Annotated in this window: 21 protein-coding genes; 7 read left to right on the top strand and 14 right to left on the bottom strand. The window is 55.2% G+C overall.

Annotated features, from left to right (window positions below):
- Positions 1-68: 68 nt before the first annotated feature.
- The 3 genes from JW953_03375 to JW953_03365 form a co-directional block, all read right to left on the bottom strand.
- Complete coding sequence (locus JW953_03375) at positions 69-305, bottom strand: hypothetical protein (protein ID MBN1991719.1); 237 nt, start codon at positions 303-305, stop codon at positions 69-71.
- Positions 271-603, bottom strand: a complete 333-nt coding sequence (locus JW953_03370; protein ID MBN1991718.1) for a hypothetical protein — start codon at positions 601-603, stop codon at positions 271-273. Before JW953_03370 ends, JW953_03375 begins: the two co-directional genes overlap by 35 nt.
- Positions 604-804: 201 nt before the next feature.
- Positions 805-966, bottom strand: coding sequence for a hypothetical protein (locus JW953_03365; protein MBN1991717.1), 162 nt, complete (start codon positions 964-966; stop codon positions 805-807).
- Positions 967-1,154: 188 nt separating this feature from the next.
- Between JW953_03365 and JW953_03360 the strand changes: the two genes are divergently transcribed.
- Positions 1,155-1,460, top strand: a complete 306-nt coding sequence (locus JW953_03360; protein ID MBN1991716.1) for a nucleotidyltransferase family protein — start codon at positions 1,155-1,157, stop codon at positions 1,458-1,460.
- A complete protein-coding gene (locus JW953_03355) occupies positions 1,450-1,794 on the top strand; it encodes a DUF86 domain-containing protein (protein MBN1991715.1) in 345 nt (114 codons plus the stop codon). The genes JW953_03360 and JW953_03355 overlap by 11 nt, the downstream gene beginning before the upstream one ends.
- A 93-nt stretch (positions 1,795-1,887) precedes the next feature.
- Here JW953_03355 and JW953_03350 read toward each other — a convergent pair whose 3' ends face one another.
- The 3 genes from JW953_03350 to JW953_03340 all read right to left on the bottom strand — a co-directional run bounded on the left by JW953_03350 (position 1,888) and on the right by JW953_03340 (position 5,377).
- Positions 1,888-2,061 carry a hypothetical protein gene (locus tag JW953_03350; GenBank protein MBN1991714.1) on the bottom strand — a complete coding sequence of 58 codons (174 nt, stop codon included), beginning with the start codon at positions 2,059-2,061 and terminating at the stop codon, positions 1,888-1,890.
- 132 nt (positions 2,062-2,193) lie between these two features.
- Complete coding sequence (locus tag JW953_03345) at positions 2,194-2,877, bottom strand: RHS repeat-associated core domain-containing protein (GenBank protein MBN1991713.1); 684 nt, start codon at positions 2,875-2,877, stop codon at positions 2,194-2,196.
- Between the two features lie 127 nt (positions 2,878-3,004).
- A complete protein-coding gene (locus JW953_03340) occupies positions 3,005-5,377 on the bottom strand; it encodes a YfhO family protein (protein ID MBN1991712.1) in 2,373 nt (790 codons plus the stop codon).
- A 133-nt stretch (positions 5,378-5,510) separates the two neighbouring features.
- Between JW953_03340 and lspA the strand changes: the two genes are divergently transcribed.
- The 3 genes from lspA to JW953_03325 are packed head-to-tail and all read left to right on the top strand — an operon-like array spanning position 5,511 to position 7,322.
- Positions 5,511-6,095: a signal peptidase II gene (gene lspA / locus JW953_03335; protein ID MBN1991711.1), complete on the top strand. Its 585-nt coding sequence runs from the start codon at positions 5,511-5,513 to the stop codon at positions 6,093-6,095.
- Positions 6,092-6,376: a hypothetical protein gene (locus tag JW953_03330; GenBank protein MBN1991710.1), complete on the top strand. Its 285-nt coding sequence runs from the start codon at positions 6,092-6,094 to the stop codon at positions 6,374-6,376. The genes lspA and JW953_03330 overlap by 4 nt, the downstream gene beginning before the upstream one ends.
- Before the next feature lie 7 nt (positions 6,377-6,383).
- A complete protein-coding gene (locus tag JW953_03325) occupies positions 6,384-7,322 on the top strand; it encodes an RluA family pseudouridine synthase (protein ID MBN1991709.1) in 939 nt (312 codons plus the stop codon).
- A 12-nt stretch (positions 7,323-7,334) separates the two neighbouring features.
- Here JW953_03325 and JW953_03320 read toward each other — a convergent pair whose 3' ends face one another.
- Together JW953_03320 and ablA are read right to left on the bottom strand one after the other, a co-directional pair.
- Entirely contained in the window at positions 7,335-8,474 is a 1,140-nt protein-coding gene (locus tag JW953_03320; GenBank protein ID MBN1991708.1) for a M48 family metallopeptidase, read from the bottom strand.
- A gap of 69 nt (positions 8,475-8,543) precedes the next feature.
- Complete coding sequence (gene ablA / locus JW953_03315) at positions 8,544-9,950, bottom strand: lysine 2,3-aminomutase (protein MBN1991707.1); 1,407 nt, start codon at positions 9,948-9,950, stop codon at positions 8,544-8,546.
- A 346-nt stretch (positions 9,951-10,296) separates the two neighbouring features.
- Here ablA and JW953_03310 point away from each other — a divergent pair, with 346 nt between their 5' ends.
- Positions 10,297-10,752 (top strand): Lrp/AsnC family transcriptional regulator, encoded by a 456-nt coding sequence (locus JW953_03310; protein ID MBN1991706.1) that lies wholly within the window; start codon positions 10,297-10,299, stop codon positions 10,750-10,752.
- Positions 10,753-10,754: 2 nt separating this feature from the next.
- Here the strand turns inward: JW953_03310 and JW953_03305 are convergent, their stop codons facing one another.
- The 3 genes from JW953_03305 to JW953_03295 are packed head-to-tail and all read right to left on the bottom strand — an operon-like array spanning position 10,755 to position 13,240.
- Complete coding sequence (locus JW953_03305; protein ID MBN1991705.1) at positions 10,755-11,939, bottom strand: glycosyltransferase; 1,185 nt, start codon at positions 11,937-11,939, stop codon at positions 10,755-10,757.
- A 14-nt stretch (positions 11,940-11,953) separates the two neighbouring features.
- Complete coding sequence (locus JW953_03300) at positions 11,954-12,172, bottom strand: DUF951 domain-containing protein (GenBank protein MBN1991704.1); 219 nt, start codon at positions 12,170-12,172, stop codon at positions 11,954-11,956.
- 60 nt (positions 12,173-12,232) lie between these two features.
- Positions 12,233-13,240, bottom strand: a complete 1,008-nt coding sequence (locus tag JW953_03295) for a flippase-like domain-containing protein (GenBank protein ID MBN1991703.1) — start codon at positions 13,238-13,240, stop codon at positions 12,233-12,235.
- Between the two features lie 105 nt (positions 13,241-13,345).
- Between JW953_03295 and JW953_03290 the strand changes: the two genes are divergently transcribed.
- Positions 13,346-13,609, top strand: coding sequence for a hypothetical protein (locus tag JW953_03290; GenBank protein ID MBN1991702.1), 264 nt, complete (start codon positions 13,346-13,348; stop codon positions 13,607-13,609).
- A 31-nt stretch (positions 13,610-13,640) separates the two neighbouring features.
- Here JW953_03290 and queG read toward each other — a convergent pair whose 3' ends face one another.
- Genes queG through JW953_03275 form a run of 3 tightly spaced genes read right to left on the bottom strand, consistent with a single transcriptional unit; the run spans position 13,641 to position 18,211 of the window.
- The gene (queG, locus tag JW953_03285) at positions 13,641-14,735 is read right to left on the bottom strand and encodes a tRNA epoxyqueuosine(34) reductase QueG (GenBank protein ID MBN1991701.1); all 1,095 of its coding nucleotides are present in this window, start codon (positions 14,733-14,735) and stop codon (positions 13,641-13,643) included.
- A gap of 60 nt (positions 14,736-14,795) precedes the next feature.
- Complete coding sequence (locus JW953_03280) at positions 14,796-16,340, bottom strand: CBS domain-containing protein (GenBank protein ID MBN1991700.1); 1,545 nt, start codon at positions 16,338-16,340, stop codon at positions 14,796-14,798.
- A gap of 11 nt (positions 16,341-16,351) precedes the next feature.
- Complete coding sequence (locus JW953_03275; protein MBN1991699.1) at positions 16,352-18,211, bottom strand: 2-oxoacid:acceptor oxidoreductase subunit alpha; 1,860 nt, start codon at positions 18,209-18,211, stop codon at positions 16,352-16,354.
- Between the last annotated feature and the right edge of the window lie 9 nt (positions 18,212-18,220).

Below are 18,220 nucleotides of genomic sequence, written 5' to 3'. Positions count from 1 at the left end.
TACACAGATTATGTCAAAAAAACTAAAGAAAAATCCGTGAAATCTGTGTTCATCTGTGTCCTCTTTCCTTATCCCGAACTGAGGTTAATATTATTTCGGTTTACAATGAGCCGGAAGAAGTCGCTGCTCAGGCTATACATCACCTCAAGATTGCGCTCCACCTCCCGCACCACCATCAAGGGCACCAGCACCCGTAATGTGTCAAGGCGATCAAGCAGTTGGACACAACTGGCCTTACTCCCGCTCAACCCAAAGATGTATTCGTTGCTATCAAGGATCAAAGGTGTAGTAGGGCCGATAGTCATGCTCCCAAATCTCCTGGCGTATTGTTCGTAATTGAGCCATCACTTCTGCTTCGCTCAAAGAAGAATGTCCCTGTTCGGCTTGCTTTTGCTGAATTTGCGCCCGTAGTTTTTCCAGGCTGATTTGCCAGCGTTCGGGTTCCAGTTCCAGGAGTCGTTGAGCTTCTCGTAGCTCCCGCCGCAGGCCGGCCCCAATCAAATCGGACAAGTCGCGAAAAAGGCCCAGGGCCATCATTCTCAGCGAGGCTTCGTAGAGATATTCAGGAATCGTGACCGTTATTTCCTTGGTATGGTTCATCATTCACCTCATCAACTTCATGCGGTCCTATCTTTATGGTTAGTTTAGCACACCCCCTGGCAATTGTCGAGTGCAGCCAAACATCTGTATCTCCTTTGTTTCCAGCCAAAAGCTTGCTCATTTCTGTTGAAAGTTTACCCCAGCTTGACCGAAGGGGCGATTCAAATTCCGGGCCGGGCAATTCTGTTTGCCCGCCCTGTCTCTTTACCCTGCTCCCGCAGCCCCCAACACTTGCCCCGCCCAAATGGGAATGGGTTGAAAGGGGAACCCAAACCGCTTGAGGCCATACCCGCCACCCCACCCGGCGCGAGCCTGGGGACGGCGACGGCGCGGCCATTGGCTAAATTGTTCAATTGCAGCCAGCATAAGATGGCCTCCTGGGGGGGTAGGATGGGTTGAATAGACACCGGCCATATTATTCCCAGGGGGCGGTTTTTTCCGGCGTTCATCGTTTCTGCAAAAACAGGTTATGTCACTTTGACATTCAAGGTCTTTGTCATTATGATGCCTTCAGAGACAAAATTCTGCGGTTAGCAACGTTTGCCGGAGTTATGATGACGGTCAAGATAGATATACCTACCATCAAAATTGTTAATTTCTGCCGGCGGCATCAAATCCGTGAATTGGCCCTGTTTGGTTCTGTTTTGCGAGGGGATTTTGAGCCTGACAGCGATGTGGATGTGCTGGTTGAGTTCAAGCCGGGGATTGAGGAAGAACTGACCTTGCTGGATTTGTCGGGGATGCAAATAGAGTTGTCAAAAATATTGGAGCGCGAGGTTGATTTGGTGCTGCGTGATGGTCTCAAGCCGTTCATCAAGGATGAAGTGCTGGCGAACCTGGAGGTGGTTTATGCGCTCTGAGCAACAATACCTGGCCGATATGGTTGAGGCAGCGGAGGCGATTGCCCGTTTTGTGGCTGACATTGATCGGGAAACGTTTCTGGCGGATGAATTGCGCCAGAGCGCGGTGATGCAGAAGATAGGCGTGATTGGGGAAGCAGCCGGGAAAATTTCACCGGAGTTTCGGCAGCGCCACCCTGAAGTTGAGTGGCCGGTGATTGTGGGGATGCGCAATATTCTGGTCCACTCCTACTTTTCGGTGAAACAGGGGATTATCTGGCAAACTGCCACCCAGGCCGTGCCGGATTTGCGGGTGAAGGTTGCGCGCGTTTTGACCCAAGAATTTGGCTTGTGAGTGACCCCTATCCTTTTCGTATCTCCTTTGTTTCCAGCCAAAAGCTTGCTCATTTCTGTTGAAAGTTTACCACAACTTGACCGAATGGGCGATTCAGATTCCGGGCCGGGCAATTCTGTTTGCCCGCCCTGTTTCTTGACCCTGCTCCCGCAGCCCCCAACAATTGCCCCGCCCGAATGGGAATGGGTTGAAAGGGGAACCCCACCCGGCGCGAACCTGGGGCTGGCGGCGCAGCCATTGGCTGAATTGTTCAATTGCAGCAAACATAAGATGGCCGCCTGGGGGACATAAGGTTGAAGAGACACCGGCCATATTACGCCCGGGAGGCGATTTTTTCCCAGGGGGGTCGGGGGTGGGGGAGAGTTCCCGGCCCCAAAGGGGATGATGGGTTTCCTTTCGTCAACCCATCCTACTTGCTACGGTCTCCGACGTAGCCCCTGCTTCTAAGCCTCCACCACCTATCATCGGGACAGACGCCCCGATCTCTAACGCCCCCTCTACTGCACTTGCTACTCCTCCGGCTAATCTTCCTGACTGGAAGGCTACATTATCCTGATTATCAACGGCTAATGCCTCGGCTTTTTGCCTATAACTGAACTCAGAAGAGAGTAAGGCAGCATCATAATTATTGGTCACCAATTCATAGGCAAACCCTTGCAGGAAATCATTGATAGGGCCACTATGGCCAGTAGGATCGCCCCCTTGTAACGGCCGATTCAAAACATAGCTGTATCGGTTCAGGCTTTGAGGATTATTTGGCCTTGGGACAATCGTATCCGCCGAGATAAAGCGGCCAAGATAAGGGCTGTAATACCGCGCGTTGTAGTCGTAAAGCCCAAAGCCCTCTTTCCGCTGGGAGGTGAAACCAAAGTCCGTCACCGCCGCGCCGTCTGCACACCGCTCCCGGCCGTAGGGCAAATACCTCGCCTCCGAGACCACCGCGCCCGTGCCGGCGGTGGTTAAAGAGGTGCTGCCCAGGCCTGTCCTGAGCAAAGCCGAAGGATGGTCGCCGTGCAGGTAGTATACCACATCCCCCTGGCGCAGTGCCACTCGCTGGCCGTTGAAGGTGTAGTACTTGCTCACTCCACTGACCTCCACCGGCCCCGCTTCGACCCCGGGCGCTGGGATTGTTCACATTGTTTACGGCTCGCACCTGGAAGGAGGAAGAAGGATGGCGAGAATCAAGAGGCCCTAAGGGATTGCCAACCCTTCAGGATTTTTTTGTGAGGGAAAAAATAGCCATTATCGCCAGGGTACTCACCACCAATGTCGCCAGCCCCAAGCCCAGCTTAAAAGACCCCGGTTGATATGCAAACCGGATCACGTGTTCCCCGGCCGGCGCAAAAACAGCCCGGCCAATATAATTGGCCCGGTAGATGGGTGTGGCTTGACCATCTATGGCGGCAATCCAGCCCGGATAGTGGGTGTCAAGCAAAACCAGGTAGCCGTCGTGAGACAGGCGGGCGGATATTTCAACCACTTGCGGATTTTCGTAGGTGATGGCGGCAACGCTTTTTTCCTGGGGGGACGCGGGAGAAGAGAGCATAGGGACCGGCCGGTCTGCTTCCAGGATAACCGTTTGGGCAGGGTCAATGGTGCGACTCTGAAAGTAACTCAACGCCTCGTCCGGAGTGTTGGCCTGGATGGCCTGATGGACAATAAAAACGCGGGGCAGCGGGTTTTTGTTTTCGTAGACAAAAGAAGCCTCGTCGCTGTAAACCAGGGGATAGGTGGCGGCCACGTCGGCCCCCATTTGGCCCAGGCTGAGCAGATAACGGGTGCCCGTTACCTGGATGGCCTGCACCGGGTGGGCTTTATGCAAAAAGGTATCATAGCGGGCCAGCAGCAAGGATGAGCCGTGCCCCCCGGCGCTGCGCGCGCGATACACCGAGGGGAAATATTGCCCCAAATGGCTCACCGTTGCCTGCTCGCTGCCCATGCCCAGGGGAAAAACGCGGGCCTGGCCCACATGGTCCAGCACAAATTGCGCCCCCCCCGATAACTGCTGCCACCATTCGGCGGGTTTGGTAGGGTTGATGGTAGTGCCGCCGGCCGCAATCAAATCCAGCGAAATGGCAATGATCAGCAAAACGCTAAAAACGCGAGCCGGTATTCGGCGCATAGCATAAAGCGTAAAAAGGACGAAGGATGTAATGAGGTTAGCGACCAGCAAAACGGCGGGTACGTGTAACCCCATCAGCCGGCGCGGCCAGAGCCGGTTTTCATAAAGGGGATTGAGGTTAAATCCATTGTTGAGAAAAGCGGAAAGGAGTTTGTGCTGCAAATGCTCGTTGTTCCAGGCCAGCAAGTTGGCCTGGAATTGCCATATTAAAATTACGCCCCCTATTAATAATAAACAGATAATGAACATTGCGGCCCAGGCGCGTCGAGATAACCCCTTTTGCCGTAGCCTTTCCAGGCCAAGCCCGGCCAAAATAGCCAGAGCCAGATTGACCGCCATCAGCCAGCGGGCTGGGATACGAAACAGGTCAAACGCCGGTAGATATTGCACCACAAACGCATACAGCGGCGTGAACCGCCCCATGGCCATTAAAATCCCGCCGAGCAGCAAAAGCCAGAAAAAGGGGACATCTCGTTGCCGGCGTTGAGACCAGCTAAAGGGGGCCAACAAGAGAGGTATCAAGCCCAGGTAAATAAAGACTTCTTGAAAAGGATCGCCCCCTTTGAAGCCGGCCACGTTGTTGCCAAAAGCGCCGGGCAGCAGCAGGTTGAGCCACATAGCCGGGACAAGCGAGGTTTTGGTGAGAAAATCCAGCCCGCGCTCTTGCGCCCGGACTGAAAGTTGTTGAAGCTCAAGCGTGGGCAGCCATTGCGGGGCCGCCAGCAGCAGGCCGCCCAAAATGGTTACGCTAAACAAGAGGCCGGTATGCAGGGCGTATCTAAAGTTATGGCGACGATGATCATCGGCCAAAAAATCGGCAATGACCCGATACGCCCCATAACCGGCCAAAATGACCAGGGTATAAAAAACAATTTGCGGCTGGGCGGTCAAAATTTGCAAGGCCAGGGGCATGCCGGCCAGCAGAGCGATGAACCACCGGCGCTGTCGCGTGGTTTGGATGGCCGCGGCCAGGATCAACGGCAGCCAAGCCGCGCCGGTCATAATATTAAGATTGGGCGTTTGGGCCATCAAAACGCCGCCAAAACCAAAGCATAGCCCGGCCACGGTTGAAGCGGCCCAACCCAGGCCCAACGAGCGAGCCAGAATAAGGGCGAACAGGGCGGCCAGGCTGAAATGGATCAGAATGAACACCGACAACTCCAGCGAGGGCGAAAGCGGGCTGAGGAACACAACGCTAAGGGGATACAACACCCCCACCTGGGTTTCGGCCAGCAGGGGAATGCCGGTGTCCTCGTAAGGGTCCCACAAGGGCACGCGCCTGGCCAGCCATTCCTCGGCGGCAAAAATGTGGCGAGGATAATGGATCCAGCTTAAATCGGTCCAATAAAGCGTTTGGTGATCAAAAATGATTTCGGGAAAGGCCAACACCGGCAGCAGCAAAAATAAGCTAACGCTCCACGTTAGCGGGTGAACAACAAGGCGTTTGAAAAAGTTTTTCAAAAAATATCTCCTGCGCCGGGTGTTTGGGCCTGGGGGCTTATTCTACCATTATTTTTTAGGAAGGAAAGATTATTGCCGATTGAGGCGGGGTGAGGTACAATTAAAAAGTATTACGCACAGGCGAGGTATTTTTTTGAGTAAAATTCAACAGGCGGACGACTTAAAAGCCGGGAGACGCTCGGCGTTTCCCACCATTTTGGGCCTGGCCGCGGTAGTGTTTGCGCTGGATCAGGCCACCAAGTTTCTGGTTTTGCAAAATCTGGCCGAGGGAGAGTCGTGGAGTTTTTTCCCGGCTATGGCCAAATTGTTTCAATTCACCCACATCACCAATACCGGGGCGGCCTTTGGCTCTTTTGCCGAGTTGGGCAATATTTTTAAATTTGTGGCTATTTTAGTCATCATTGCCATTATTGCTTTTTACCACCACCTGCCCACTGAATATATTGGCGTGCGCCTTAGCCTGGGTTTGATTTTGGGCGGCGCCATGGGCAATTTGTTGGACCGTTTTGTGCGGGTTGAGGAAACCGGGAGCAGTCTGATGCATCGTCTCCTCTTTGCCGACGGCACGGTGATTGATTTTATTGACATTGGCTTTTGGCCTATTTTTAACGTGGCCGACATGTCAATTGTGATGGGGGTTTGTGTTTTGGCCTATTATCTCTGGCATGAAGAACAGTACCAGGCCGAGAGGTTAAACCCCGAGGGAGGTCAGGCATGAGTGATTGGCAGAATGATGTTTTTGGACGCAAGACCCTCCTGGCCAGGCTTAACACTTACAGCCAAAAAGCGGGCGAGTTAGGCCGCCGGGCGCGCCAAAAGGTTTTTGGTTTTCGTTTGCGTTCAACCGCGCCAATTGACCGCTGGTCATTGCCCGTGAAACTGCGGCACGATCACCGGCTGGTGCAGCGCCAGCGCACTTTTCAACAAGGCGGAGGTCTTGGCTCCACTGTAGCCAGGTACGCGCTGAATAAAGCCCGCCGCCAGCAACAACAACTTTAGCCCTCCTATGCCCCCGGAGCAAGCTATCCAAATTCAGGTTGACCGCCCGGCCGCCCGGCTTGACCGGTTTTTGGCCGAGGCTATGCCCCATTTATCCCGCTCCCAAATTCAAAAACTTATCCGGCAAGGACAGGTTTGCCTATCCACCTCGCCCAACCGCGAATCCTGCCAGATTACTCGCCCCGGCGCCGGCGTGCAGCCGGGCCAGGTTATTACCCTGCACTTACCCCCGGCGCCAGAAAAGGACCTCCAACCGGAATTAATGCCCCTTGACATTGTATTTGAAGATGACGATTTAGTAGTGCTCAATAAACCGGCCGGACTGGTGGTGCATCCGGCCCACGGCCACGCCGCGGGCACGCTGGTTAACGCCTTGCTGGCCCGTTACCCTGATCTGGCCGGGTTGCGCGAGGCGGATGCCGGGGTCCGGCCCGGCCTGGTACACCGCCTTGACCGGGACACCTCCGGTTTGATGATTGTGGCCCGCACCCCTCAGGCGTTACAACATCTACGCCGGCAATTCAAAACTCGGGCTGTGGAAAAAACCTACCTGGCCCTGGTATTTGGCCGGCCCGAAGCGCCGGCGGGCGTGATTGACGTGCCGCTGGGCCGCGATCCTCGCCACCGGCAAAAGTTCGCTCCCCGGCCCGGCGGCAAACCCGCTCGCACTCACTACCGGCTTAGGGAGGATTTTGGCCGGTACAGCCTGTTGGAAGTGGGTCTGGAAACCGGGCGGACCCACCAGATTCGGGTGCACCTGGCCTGGCTCAAATGCCCCGTGGTGGGCGATCCGGTATACGGCCGCCAGAAGAATGCGCTGGGCCTGAAACGCCAGTTTTTACACGCCTGGCGGCTGCGGTTTGAGCATCCCCGCCGGGGAACGATGTTGCAATTAGAAGCCCCCCTGCCCGGCGATTTGCAGGCGGCGCTGGCCGGTTTGAGGTGAGTCCAACTTTATTCAACTCTCAACGCTGAAGTTTTTGGCCATGGTCACCCGTTTGTTGATGGAGGGATGGCTGTGCAGCAAAAATTCCACCCAGGCGGGCGGTTCGGCTTCGGCCAGGTTTTGGTTGGCCAACCGGGTCATGGCGTCAATAAAGGCTTGCGGTTTTTGGGTGATTTTCAGGGCGTAGGTATCGGCCTTCACCTCTCGCCAGCGCGACCAGGCGTTGCCTAGGGGCATGGTCACCAACCCAAAAACACTCAGCGCAATTATGAGCAGCGGCAGGGTGGCCGGATCCGTAATCCCGCTGTAGCCAAAAACAGCAAGGCCCCAGCGCATCACCAGATCGGCCAGCCAAAACCCGATCAGGGTCAACCCGGCTTGCACCAGAATACCCAGCGGCAGATCTTTATGAACGTGATGCCCCAACTCGTGGGCCAGCACGGTTTCAATTTCATCGGGCGAAAAGGATTCCAGCAGCGTATCGCCTATGATAATGCGGCGAGTATGGCCCAGGCCCATCAGAGCCGCATTGGCGGCCACGGTTTTACTGCTTAGATCAAAGGCATAAACCCCTTTGACGCGGTCGCCGGCTTTTTCCGCCAGCCGGGTGAGCCGGTCAACCAGGGCTTCATCCGCTAACGGTTGGTACTTATAAAACAGGGGAAAAATCAACACCGGGGCCAGATTGCCCAGAATAATGGTCAAGCCCAGCATGGCCAGCGCGGCCCACAGCCACCACGTTTGGGGCGCAATCGTGAGCAGCCAATAGATGATTTCCAGCACAATCACACCCAAAACGCCGCCAATGAGAATGCTTTTGAGTTTATCAATGAGCCAATCTTTTAGGCTTTGGGTTGACTGTTCGTATTGGTGGGGCAGCACAAAACCGCTGTAGTAGTCAAGCGGAGCAGTGAGGACGGCATAGGGCAGGCCAAAGCCCAGCGCAAACAGGGGCACGCTCAACCACGTGGCGGTGGTAACGCCCTGCACCTGATCACGCAGCCAGGGCGAGAGACCGCTGACAATCCAAAAGATCACGTAAACTGCGCCCAAAATCAGCTCTACCACAAACAAACGGCGGCTGAGGTGGGCATACTCTTTAGCCTTCTGCTGGCGCTCTTGGTCAAGCGTTACTTTTTCTTCTGGGGCCATTTAGGTTGACCTCCGGCGGGATGACGACGAACGACGGACGAGGAACGACGGATGACGAACGACGAACTTTTACTGGTCATTGTTGGTCGGCGGTCGTTCGTCGTTCGTCACTTGGGAGAGACGCCGGGCTTTGCCGTTGCCGTTGGCATGGTAGGGTTGCCATTTACTCTCATCCTGGTTGAGGCGGTGGGCGACGGCTTTGCGTTTATGGGTGCGGTCAAAGCCGCTGGGTTTGATGGCTAATTTTTCGCCGGCCAGCAGGCTTGAAACGCCTTCCTGGCCCGGTTCTGCCCGTTTTTGCAGCTTGGCTTCCCAATTTTTGATGGCTTCAGGGTCGTAGTCGGCGGCCTCGGTGTAGCTGGTGATGTAGCCCTCAAAGTTGCGCAGAACAACTTTGCCCGGACTCTGAGAGATGAGGTATTGGGGCGAGACCGGGATTTTGCCGCCGCCGCCCGGCGCGTCAATGACATAGGTGGGCACGGCAAAGCCGGTAGTGTGGCCGCGCAGCCCTTCAATAATTTCAATGCCCTTGCTCACGGTGGTCCGAAAATGACCGGCCCCGGCCACCAGGTCGCATTGGTATAAATAATAGGGCCGCACCCGCATTTGCACCAATTGGTGCACCAGTTCCCGCTGAATATGCACCGAGTCGTTAATCCCGGCCAAAAGCACGCTCTGGTTGCCCAGGGGAACCCCGGCCCGACTCAAGGTGTCGCAAGCCCGGTATAGCTCCGGGGTGATTTCTTTGGGATGGTTAACGTGAATATTGAGCCAGAGCGGGTGGTATTTGGCCAGGGTTTCGCCCAACTCTGCGGTGATACGCTGGGGCAGGAAAACCGGCACCCGGCTGCCAAGGCGAATAATTTCCAGGTGTTCAATTTGGCGGAGTTCGTTGAGCAGGTAATCCAGCAGCCGGGGAGCAAGGGTTAGCGGATCGCCGCCGGAAAGCAGCACATCGCGCACTTGCGGCGTGCGGCGGAGATAGTCAAGTTGTAACTCAAATTCGGTTTTGCTGAAGGTAGCTGCCGCGTCTCCCACAATGCGGCTGCGGGTGCAGTAACGGCAATAGCTGGCGCATTGGGTGGTAATCAGCATTAATACCCGGTCCGGGTAACGATGCACCAGCCCCGGCACCGGGCTGTGGCGGTCTTCCGCCAGGCTGTCTTTCATCATGCTTTCAAAAGCTTGCAATTCCCGGCCTTTGGGAATAATCTGCTGCCGGATGGGGCACATGGGGTCATCGGGGTCAATCAGGCTGGCAAAGTAGGGGGTAATGTCGAGGCGGAATTTGTTGTCGGCGCAAATACCTTCAATTTCCTCCGGCGTTAACTTGATAAAGGTTTCCAGGATTTCAAAATCATTCACGCGATGGCTCAATTGCCAGCGCCAGTCGTTCCATTTTTCATCCGGCACATCGGACCAGATGTGAGCGCGAGGGGTGGTCCCCCTGGCCCATGCCTGGGTTAATTTTGACATAGTGGTTCTCCCTGTTTTACAATAATTTCATTGTTACTGCTCAGGCCGGGTCAAATAACCGGCAATAAACGACCGACGACAAACGACCGACGACAAACGACCGAAGAAGAGTCTATTTGGTCGTTCGTCCATCGTCGTTCGTCTGGGACAGTAACCTTTTACCAATTACAACAATTCTCATAAGATATTGTACTTCTTCCCTGGGCCAATGTCAATACTGTTTTTGTAAAAATTGCGCCAAATATAAAAAATTACGCAAAAAATTGTAAAAAATAGAGATTTTGTGATATAATTTTTTGTAGAAAATCAATAAAAGCACAAAAATATGTAAAATCTGAGGTGCTATTTGTATAAATTAGATAAGTTGGATAAACAAATCTTAAATATCTTGCAAGAGGATGGACGGGCTTCGCACGTAAACATTGCCAGGCAGTTGGGCGTGGGCCATACCCGGGTGCGAGACCGGGTTTTGCGCCTGGAGCAAGCCGGCGTGATCAAGGGGTATCGCGTCGTGATTGACCCGGCCGTGTTGGGGCAAGGGGTGTTTTGTATTGTGCAGCTCAAAGTTGACCAGCAGTTTGATTTTGACGAGTTGGTTAAGGATATTTTGGAAATTGAGGAAGTGGTGGATGTGGCCAACGTGACCGGCGAGGTTGACGCGCACATCCGGGTGTGGGCCAGGGATGTGGCTCATTTGCGGGAGATTTTATATAACAAATTGAGCGTGCTGCCCGCCCACAAAAACACCAATTCCACCATTGTGCTCAAACATTGGCGAAAACCGTTGGGGCTGGGGGCATAGGTTTATTTGTTATTTTTTGTTTCAGCGGAACCGGCCTGTGCATATATCCGCCGGGCCATGGTTAAGGCCGCTTCTGGCCGGGCCAGGCCGGCGGCATTGTGGGTCATTTGGGCCAGGCTGGAGTTATCCGGTTTCAGCCACTCCCTTAATTGTTCGGCAATTTTTTCCGGTTCCGGCACGTAAACCCCGGCGTGGTGCTGAACCACATAATGCACATTGCCTTCTTCTTGCCCCGGAATGTAGTCAAAAAGAATAAGGGGCAGTTTGGCCACAAAGGCTTCGCTGATGCTGCCGGGGCCGGCTTTGCTAATAAAAACGTCGGCTGCGCCCATTAGCTCTGGTAAATTGTTGACAAAGCCGTAAATAGTGGTGGGGATTTCCCAGCGGACCGCTTCCAGCTTTTTTTGCAAGGATCGGTTCCGCCCGGCCACAACAATAAGTTGGGCCGGGGCCACGCGCCGGGCGATACATCGCGCAATTTCAAATACAGGCCCGTAACCTTCTCCTCCCCCCACCAACAACACCGCGGGCCGGTCCAAATCAAGGCCCAATTTGCGCCGCAAATGGGTTTTTTCGCCAATGCCGCCGGCAAATTTTAGGGCAACGGGCTGGCCAACCACTTCTACCCTTTCCGGCGGAATTCCCAAGCTGATGGCCTGTTGGCCGGCCGGTTCTGTGGAAACCAGGCAGAGGGTGGTTTGAGGGTGATACCATGTATGGTAGCCATGCACCATGTCGGTTACAACGGTGATAAAGGGCAGGTCAAGTTTGGCTCGTTTCAGGACAAGCAGGGGCAGCAGGGTTATCAGGGGATGGACGGAGACGATGACATCGGGCCGATAAGCCTGAAAGAGTTTTAATAAACCAGGGGCCACCAGGGGATAGGCTAATTTGAGGCACGTATCAACCAGGTTCGGTTTTTTTTCTAGCAACCAAAAAAATTTCCACAGCCACACGGCCTTATTAACAATCCAACCATAGCTATAGCTGGACCAATTGACCGGCCAGGCTACGTGATCCCGCCAGGCATCAACAATGTCAACCGTTACGGCATCGCCGTAAAGGTAAGTTAATGCCTCCGCAATAGCGTTGGCCGCGGTTTGGTGGCCGCCGCCTGTATTTGACATCAAGATGAGCACCCGTTTGGCGTTGCCGGGGATATTTGGCCGGTGGTTTAATGCTATCATTTTTTTAAGGGTCTTCATGGCAGGGTAAGCGGCGGCGTTTTTGGCCCCCGTTCCAAAAATGTTTTGACCTGTTTAATGAATTTGCCCCGGGGAATTAATACTTTGTGTTTGCACGTCAGGCAGACCAGGCCAATATCCGTGCCCAGGCGAACCACGCGCCAATCGGTGCCGCCGCAGGGATGGGGTTTTTTCATTCTGACAATATCGTCTAAACGAATGTCGGTTGGGTCCATCATCAATTTATCACGCCGGGGTTAGGAACATGTAAAGGCAACGTGAAAACTTTGTTAAATTTATACGCCCGCCTCTGTCTTTTGGCCGACCGCAGGGTCCAGGCTGGGTTCTGCGCCGGCGCTGCCAAAAAGCAGCTTATGCCAGAGGGCTATGGTCAAGATACCCAAAGTTACGCCAAACCACAACGTAAAAAAGCGAATCAACAGCGTGGCCGTAACCGCCGCAGTTTCCGGCAGATGCGTCAGGGTTTGTAACAACACGGTCATGGTGGCCTCGGCAGCGCCCAGGCCGCCGGGCAGGGTTGACGCCCCGCCCAAAATCGAGCCGAGGGCCAGGATGAAAATAGCAATCAGGGCCAGGTCAAAGGAGCCGGGCGCGTCCAGTCCCCGCAACACCAGGTAAAAGGCTAGACCTTCCGCCGACCAGGAAACCAGGCCGATGCTCGTACCCATCATCAAGTTTTTAAAACGGAGCAACTCAAAAGTGCTTTCGTAGAGGGTGCGCAGCGGCCGAACAAAATTTCCCCCTCCCGGCAACCGCTCGCCGAGCCGCAAGAGCCACAGGGCCAGGGGGCGAATCTGGCTAATGATAACCGCCAGCAGCAGCCCGGCCAAAATAGACAGCACGGCGGGCCGGTACTGGGGGTAAACTAACGCGCCCAACAGGGCCAAAATAGCCATGGCCAGGGCGTCGGCCATCCGGTCAATGATGGTGGCGGGGGCGGTTTGAGCCGGGTTGGCCTGGGCAATATTTTTGAGCCAGAGCACGCGAACCAGTTCGCCCACTTTGCCGGGGGTGATGGTTAAGGCAAAACCGCCAATAAAAACCCGCAGGCTGGCCCCAAACGAGATGCGCTTGAGGCCAATTTGGCGCAGGTAATAGTGAAAACGCACCCCGCGCAGCAGATAATTAAACATTGTCAGCCCCAGGATAAAGGGGAGCAGCCTCCAGCGAAAACTCTGGAGCAACTGGCCCACGGCCTTGATGTCGCCATACAACATCAGGCCCAGGAACACGGCAAAACCCAGGGCCAGGCCAATGGCAAATTTGCGATATAGCTTGTTCAAATTGGTTGGCCTCCCAATCCGGGCAAAGATTATATCAGATGAACTTAATTGGAGCAATGGGGCGTATGGCAGATGGGGCGGGCAAATTAGACGAGGAGAATATTCATGCCGATAATAAATACAGAATTTTTTGACGATCCGATCAAGGTAATTTGTTCCATAGATGAGCAGGGCCAAATTAATCTGAAAAATCTTACCTGGAAAGAAAGACCATACACCATTGTGGCCGTAGGTCGCCAGTGGGATGAAGACGACGGCCGCCACGTGATGGCCGAGGCCGGGGACAGGACCCGCTTTGAGTTGTTGTTGCGCCGCACAGATTTAACCTGGCGGGTTAGAAAAGTGTGGCGGGCGCAAATGTTTGCCTAAGGGGAGGCGAAGGCTTACCTACAAGTTTTTATTAGTTTGTGCGTTTGATTTGTTCAATAGCCCAGGCCGCGTGTTCCCGGATGAGCGGCTCGGCGTCGTGGGTGGCGGCTTGCTCTAAAACCGACAAGGCAGCGGGATTGCCCGCGTTGCCTAGGGCCACCGCCACGTTGCGCAGAAAACCGCGTCGTTTGGCGCGTTTGACCGGACTGTCCTGGAAACGGGCTTGAAAAGCGGCTTCGTCCATGGCCATCAAATCCACCAGTTTTGGCGCCGCCCATTCAGGATCGAACTTAAGAAAATCCTGGCGGCCGGGCCGGGCGTAACGCCGCACCCAGGGACAAATCTCCTGGCAGGCGTCGCAGCCAAAAATCCAATTGCCCAGCCGGGAACGCAGCTCCAGCGGAATGGAGCCTTTCAGTTCAATGGTCAAATAGGAGATGCAGCGATTGCTGTTTAAAATGTAAGGCGCGGGAAAGGCGCGCGTGGGGCAAATTTCCAGGCAGCGCGTACACCGGCCGCAGTCGCCCCTTCGTTTGGTCTTGTCTGAGGAGCCAAAATGGCAACCGGCTCCACCGTCAAGGGCCGGTTCGTCATGCTCCAATTCCAGATCAAGCAAAATTTCAGCCAAAAAGAGATAAGAACCCAATGGCGGATGAATTAGCAGCGTATTTTTGCCGATGAAACCCAGGCCGGCCTGGGCGGCGAAATCTCGTTCCAATACCGGGCCGGTGTCAACGTAGGCCCGCTGTTCAAGCGAACGATCCGCTTCTTTGGCCACAAATTCGGCCAATTCACGGAGGCGGGGCAGCAGTATGTCGTGATAATCCACCCCCCAGGCGTAACGGGCAATGCGCCCCCGCATGGGGTCGTTCCACAGCTCCGGCGGGGGGTTGAGCGTAAAATAGGAAAGGCCCACCACAATCACAGATTGGGCGCCGGGCAGTACCCGGCGAGGGTCTTCGCGCCGGTGAGGGTCTCGGGCCAGCCAGGACATATCGGCGGCGTACCCCCGGGCCAGCCAGCGGCGATAGGCGGCGGCGTGGGGGGCGCGTTGGGCGGGAGCGATGCCGATGAGGTCAAACCCCAGGTGATACGCTTTTTCTTTGATGTGTTGGGTGAGAGTCATTGTTGAACCATAAAAAACGGCCTCCGCCTTTGAGGAGGCCGTTTTGTTTGCCAATAAAAACTACCGGCCGTTGCCCGCCGAAAAATTCTGGCCCAGGTAGCGCACCACCGAACGGAAGGAGATCACGCTTTCCACCCTGCCCGCGCTATCTACAATGGGAATATGGCGGAAGTTGTGCAGGGCCATCAGGTGGAGGGCCTGGGCAATGGTGGCCTGGCCGGTGAGGGTGGTTACGGAAGCGGTCATATAATCTTTAACTTTTTCTTCAGCCAGGTGTTCCACTTGACAGGCTACTTTGGCCAAAACGTCGCCATCGGTGAAAACGCCCACCAGTTTGTCGTTGTTGTCCAGCAGGGCCATAAAGCCCACGTTTGATTTTTTCAGCCGGGCCACAGCTTCGGCCAACGAGATAGTGACGGGGGCGGTGAGCGGTGGGGGCGGGTCGAGATCGGCCAACGTATCGGTTAAGAGCGAGGGCTTGGCGGGGGTAAGGCCCCCTTCCTCGTGGAAAACGACGCCGGGGTATGCCTCGTCGAACTCGCCGGGGGGGGGGCTGTCTTCGCCAGCCTGGTGGCCGTTGCCGCGTTCGGCATCGGGAAAAACTTCCCAGGTATCGGCGGCGTGGTAAAGTTTACGCAAATCGCCTTTGCCTCTGCGTTTGATGGCTTCATCAATCTGTCGCATCACGCCCACCTCATAGATCGGCTCTTCTACTGCCCGAAAAACGCCAATGGGCTCGGGAAAGTCCGGCTGCCGCATCCGGCTCAACATATAGGCCAGGCTGGAAGGGGCGCGTTCATTATGGTAGAGCAGGTCGGCTTCGGCTACGTTGGCCAGGGAAACAATTTCAGGTTCCAAATAACCACTCAAGCGGATGCCCTTATCTTTATCTTTGCCAAAAATCATCGGTTTGCCGTCTTCCAGCATCAGAATATTTTCGTCTTTGGTGTTGCGGTCGGTGGCATAAGACCACGTGCCATCATTGAAGATGACGCAGTTTTGGTAGACTTCAACAAAGGAGGTGCCTTTATGCTCGGCGGCGCGTTTGAAGATTTCGGCCATGTGCTGAACGTGCGAGTCAACGGTGCGGGCCACAAAGGTAGCTTCTGCGCCAATAACCACCGAGGTAGGGTTAAAAGAGTGTTCAACCGTGCCCAAGGGCGAGGATTTGGTTTTGGTGCCGCGCAGCGACGTGGGTGAATACTGCCCTTTGGTGAGGCCATAGATGCGGTTGTTGAACAGGATGATGTTAAGGTCAACATTGCGGCGCACAACGTGCAACAGATGATTGCCGCCAATGGAGAGGCCGTCCCCATCGCCCGTAATCACCCACACGCTCAGGTTGGGGTTGGCAATTTTGAGGCCGGTGGCCAGGGTGGGCGCGCGCCCGTGAATGCTGTGGATGCCGTAGGTATTCATGTAATAGGGAAAACGGCTGGAGCAGCCAATGCCGGAGATGAAGACAAATTTTTCCCGGGGGATGCCCAGTTCGGGCAGCACTTTTTGCATCTGGGCCAGAATGGCATAATCGCCGCAGCCGGGGCACCAGCGCACGGTTTGATCGGAAACAAAATCTTTGCGGGTTAATTCAATGGTTTCGCTCATCGTACTCTCCGTCAGGCCAACATTGATTCAATTTTTAACAGGATTTCTTTAATGGCAAAAGGCCGGCCTTGCACTTTGGAGAAGGGGATAAAATTGTGCGTGCCGTATTTGCCCCTGAGCAGAATGATCAACTGGCCCATGTTCATTTCTGGAACCAGGATGCGCTCAAAGCGGGTAAGAATGTCGCCCAGGTTGCGGGGGAAGGGATTGATGTGGCGAATATGGGCGTGTGAAACCGGCTGGCCCCGTTTTTGCAGGCGCAAAACCGCGGACCGAACCGCGCCAAAGGTGCTGCCCCAGCTCACCACCAGCAGGTCGCCGCTCTGGGCCCCCAAAACCGGCTGTTCCGGGATAAAGTTGACCAGGCGGGCCACTTTGGCGGCGCGTTCTTCTACCATTTGTTCATTTTCGCTGGGCACGTAAGAAACACTGCCTGTTTCCGGCTGTTTGGCCAGGCCGCCCAGGCGATGTTCCAGGCCCGGCGTGCCGGGAATGGCCCAGGGCCGGCCCAGGGTTTGGGGGTCTCGTTTGTAGGGTTTAAAGCCATTGCTGCCGTTGCTGGAAGCGGTAGGATGTTTGACCTTAATCGGCTCGATCTCGTCCGGGTTGGGGATGAGCCAGGGTTCGGCGCTGTTGCCCAGGTAGCCGTCGCTTAAAATAAATACCGGGCTGCTGATCCGCACGGCCAACCGGAAGGCTTCAATGGCTGTTTCAAAGCAGTTGGCCGGCGAACAGGGGGCCAGGATGGGAATGGGGCTTTCGCCGTTGCGGCCATACATGGCTTGCAGCAAGTCGGACTGTTCGGTTTTGGTGGGCAAGCCGGTGCTGGGGCCGCCGCGCTGCACGTTAATAATCACCAGGGGCAGTTCCAGCATCAGGGCCAGGTTAATGGCCTCGCTTTTTAGGGCCACTCCGGGGCCGCTGGTACCGGTGGCGGCGAACGCGCCGCCAAAAGCCGCCCCAATCACGGAGCCTATGGCTGCAATTTCGTCTTCGGCCTGAAAAGTGCGGACGTCGAAATGTTTCAGGCCGGCCAGGGTGTGCAGAATGTCGCTGGCGGGGGTGATGGGGTATGAGCCGTAAAACAAGGGTTTGTTTGCTTTTATGGCGGCTGTCACCAGGCCCATGGCCATGGCTTCATTCCCCGTTATTTTGCGGTAAACACCCGGGGACAGATGGGCCCGGCTGATGCGGTAACGGGTCTGGAAGGCTTCGGTGTTGTGGCCCACGCTATAGCCGGCCCTGAGCGCGGTTTGGTTGGCTTTTACCAGGGCCGGATTTTTGGCAAATTTTTTGGCAATATAGTTCATTGAGGTGTCTAACGAGCGATCATAAATCCAAAAGGTCAGGCCCAGGGCAAAAAAATTCTTGCAGCGGTCAATGTCTTTGGCGCTCAGGCCCTCAATGCCTTCCAGGGCGTGGCGGTTGAGGGTGGTAATGGGCAGTTTATGCACCTCGTAACCTTTCAGGCTGCGGTCTTCCAGGGGATTGCGCTGGTAGTTGGCTTTTTTGAGATTGGCTTCGGTAAAGGCGTCGGTGTTGATGATAATTTTGCCGCCGGGGTCCAGATCGGGCAGGTTGGCTTTAAGGGCGGCGGGATTCATGGCCACCAGCACGCGGGGCGCGTCGCCGGGGGTGAGGATCTCTTCACTGGAAAAATTCACCTGAAAGCCGCTGACTCCGGCCAGCGTGCCGGCCGGGGCGCGGATTTCGGCAGGGAAGTCGGGCATGGTGCTGATGTCGTTGCCAAACACGGCGTTGGTATCGGTAAATTGGGTGCCGGTCAGTTGCATGCCATCGCCGGAGTCGCCGGCAAAGCGGATGGTAATTGATTCTACGTCTTCAAATTCCATGTGTTTAAAGTCTGCCATTTTTTCTTG

It is taken from the genome of Anaerolineae bacterium, assembly GCA_016931895.1.
Lineage (GTDB): Bacteria > Chloroflexota > Anaerolineae > 4572-78 > J111 > JAFGNV01.
Note: the sequence above shows the minus strand (reverse complement) of the source record. Positions and strands in the feature narration are given on the sequence as shown.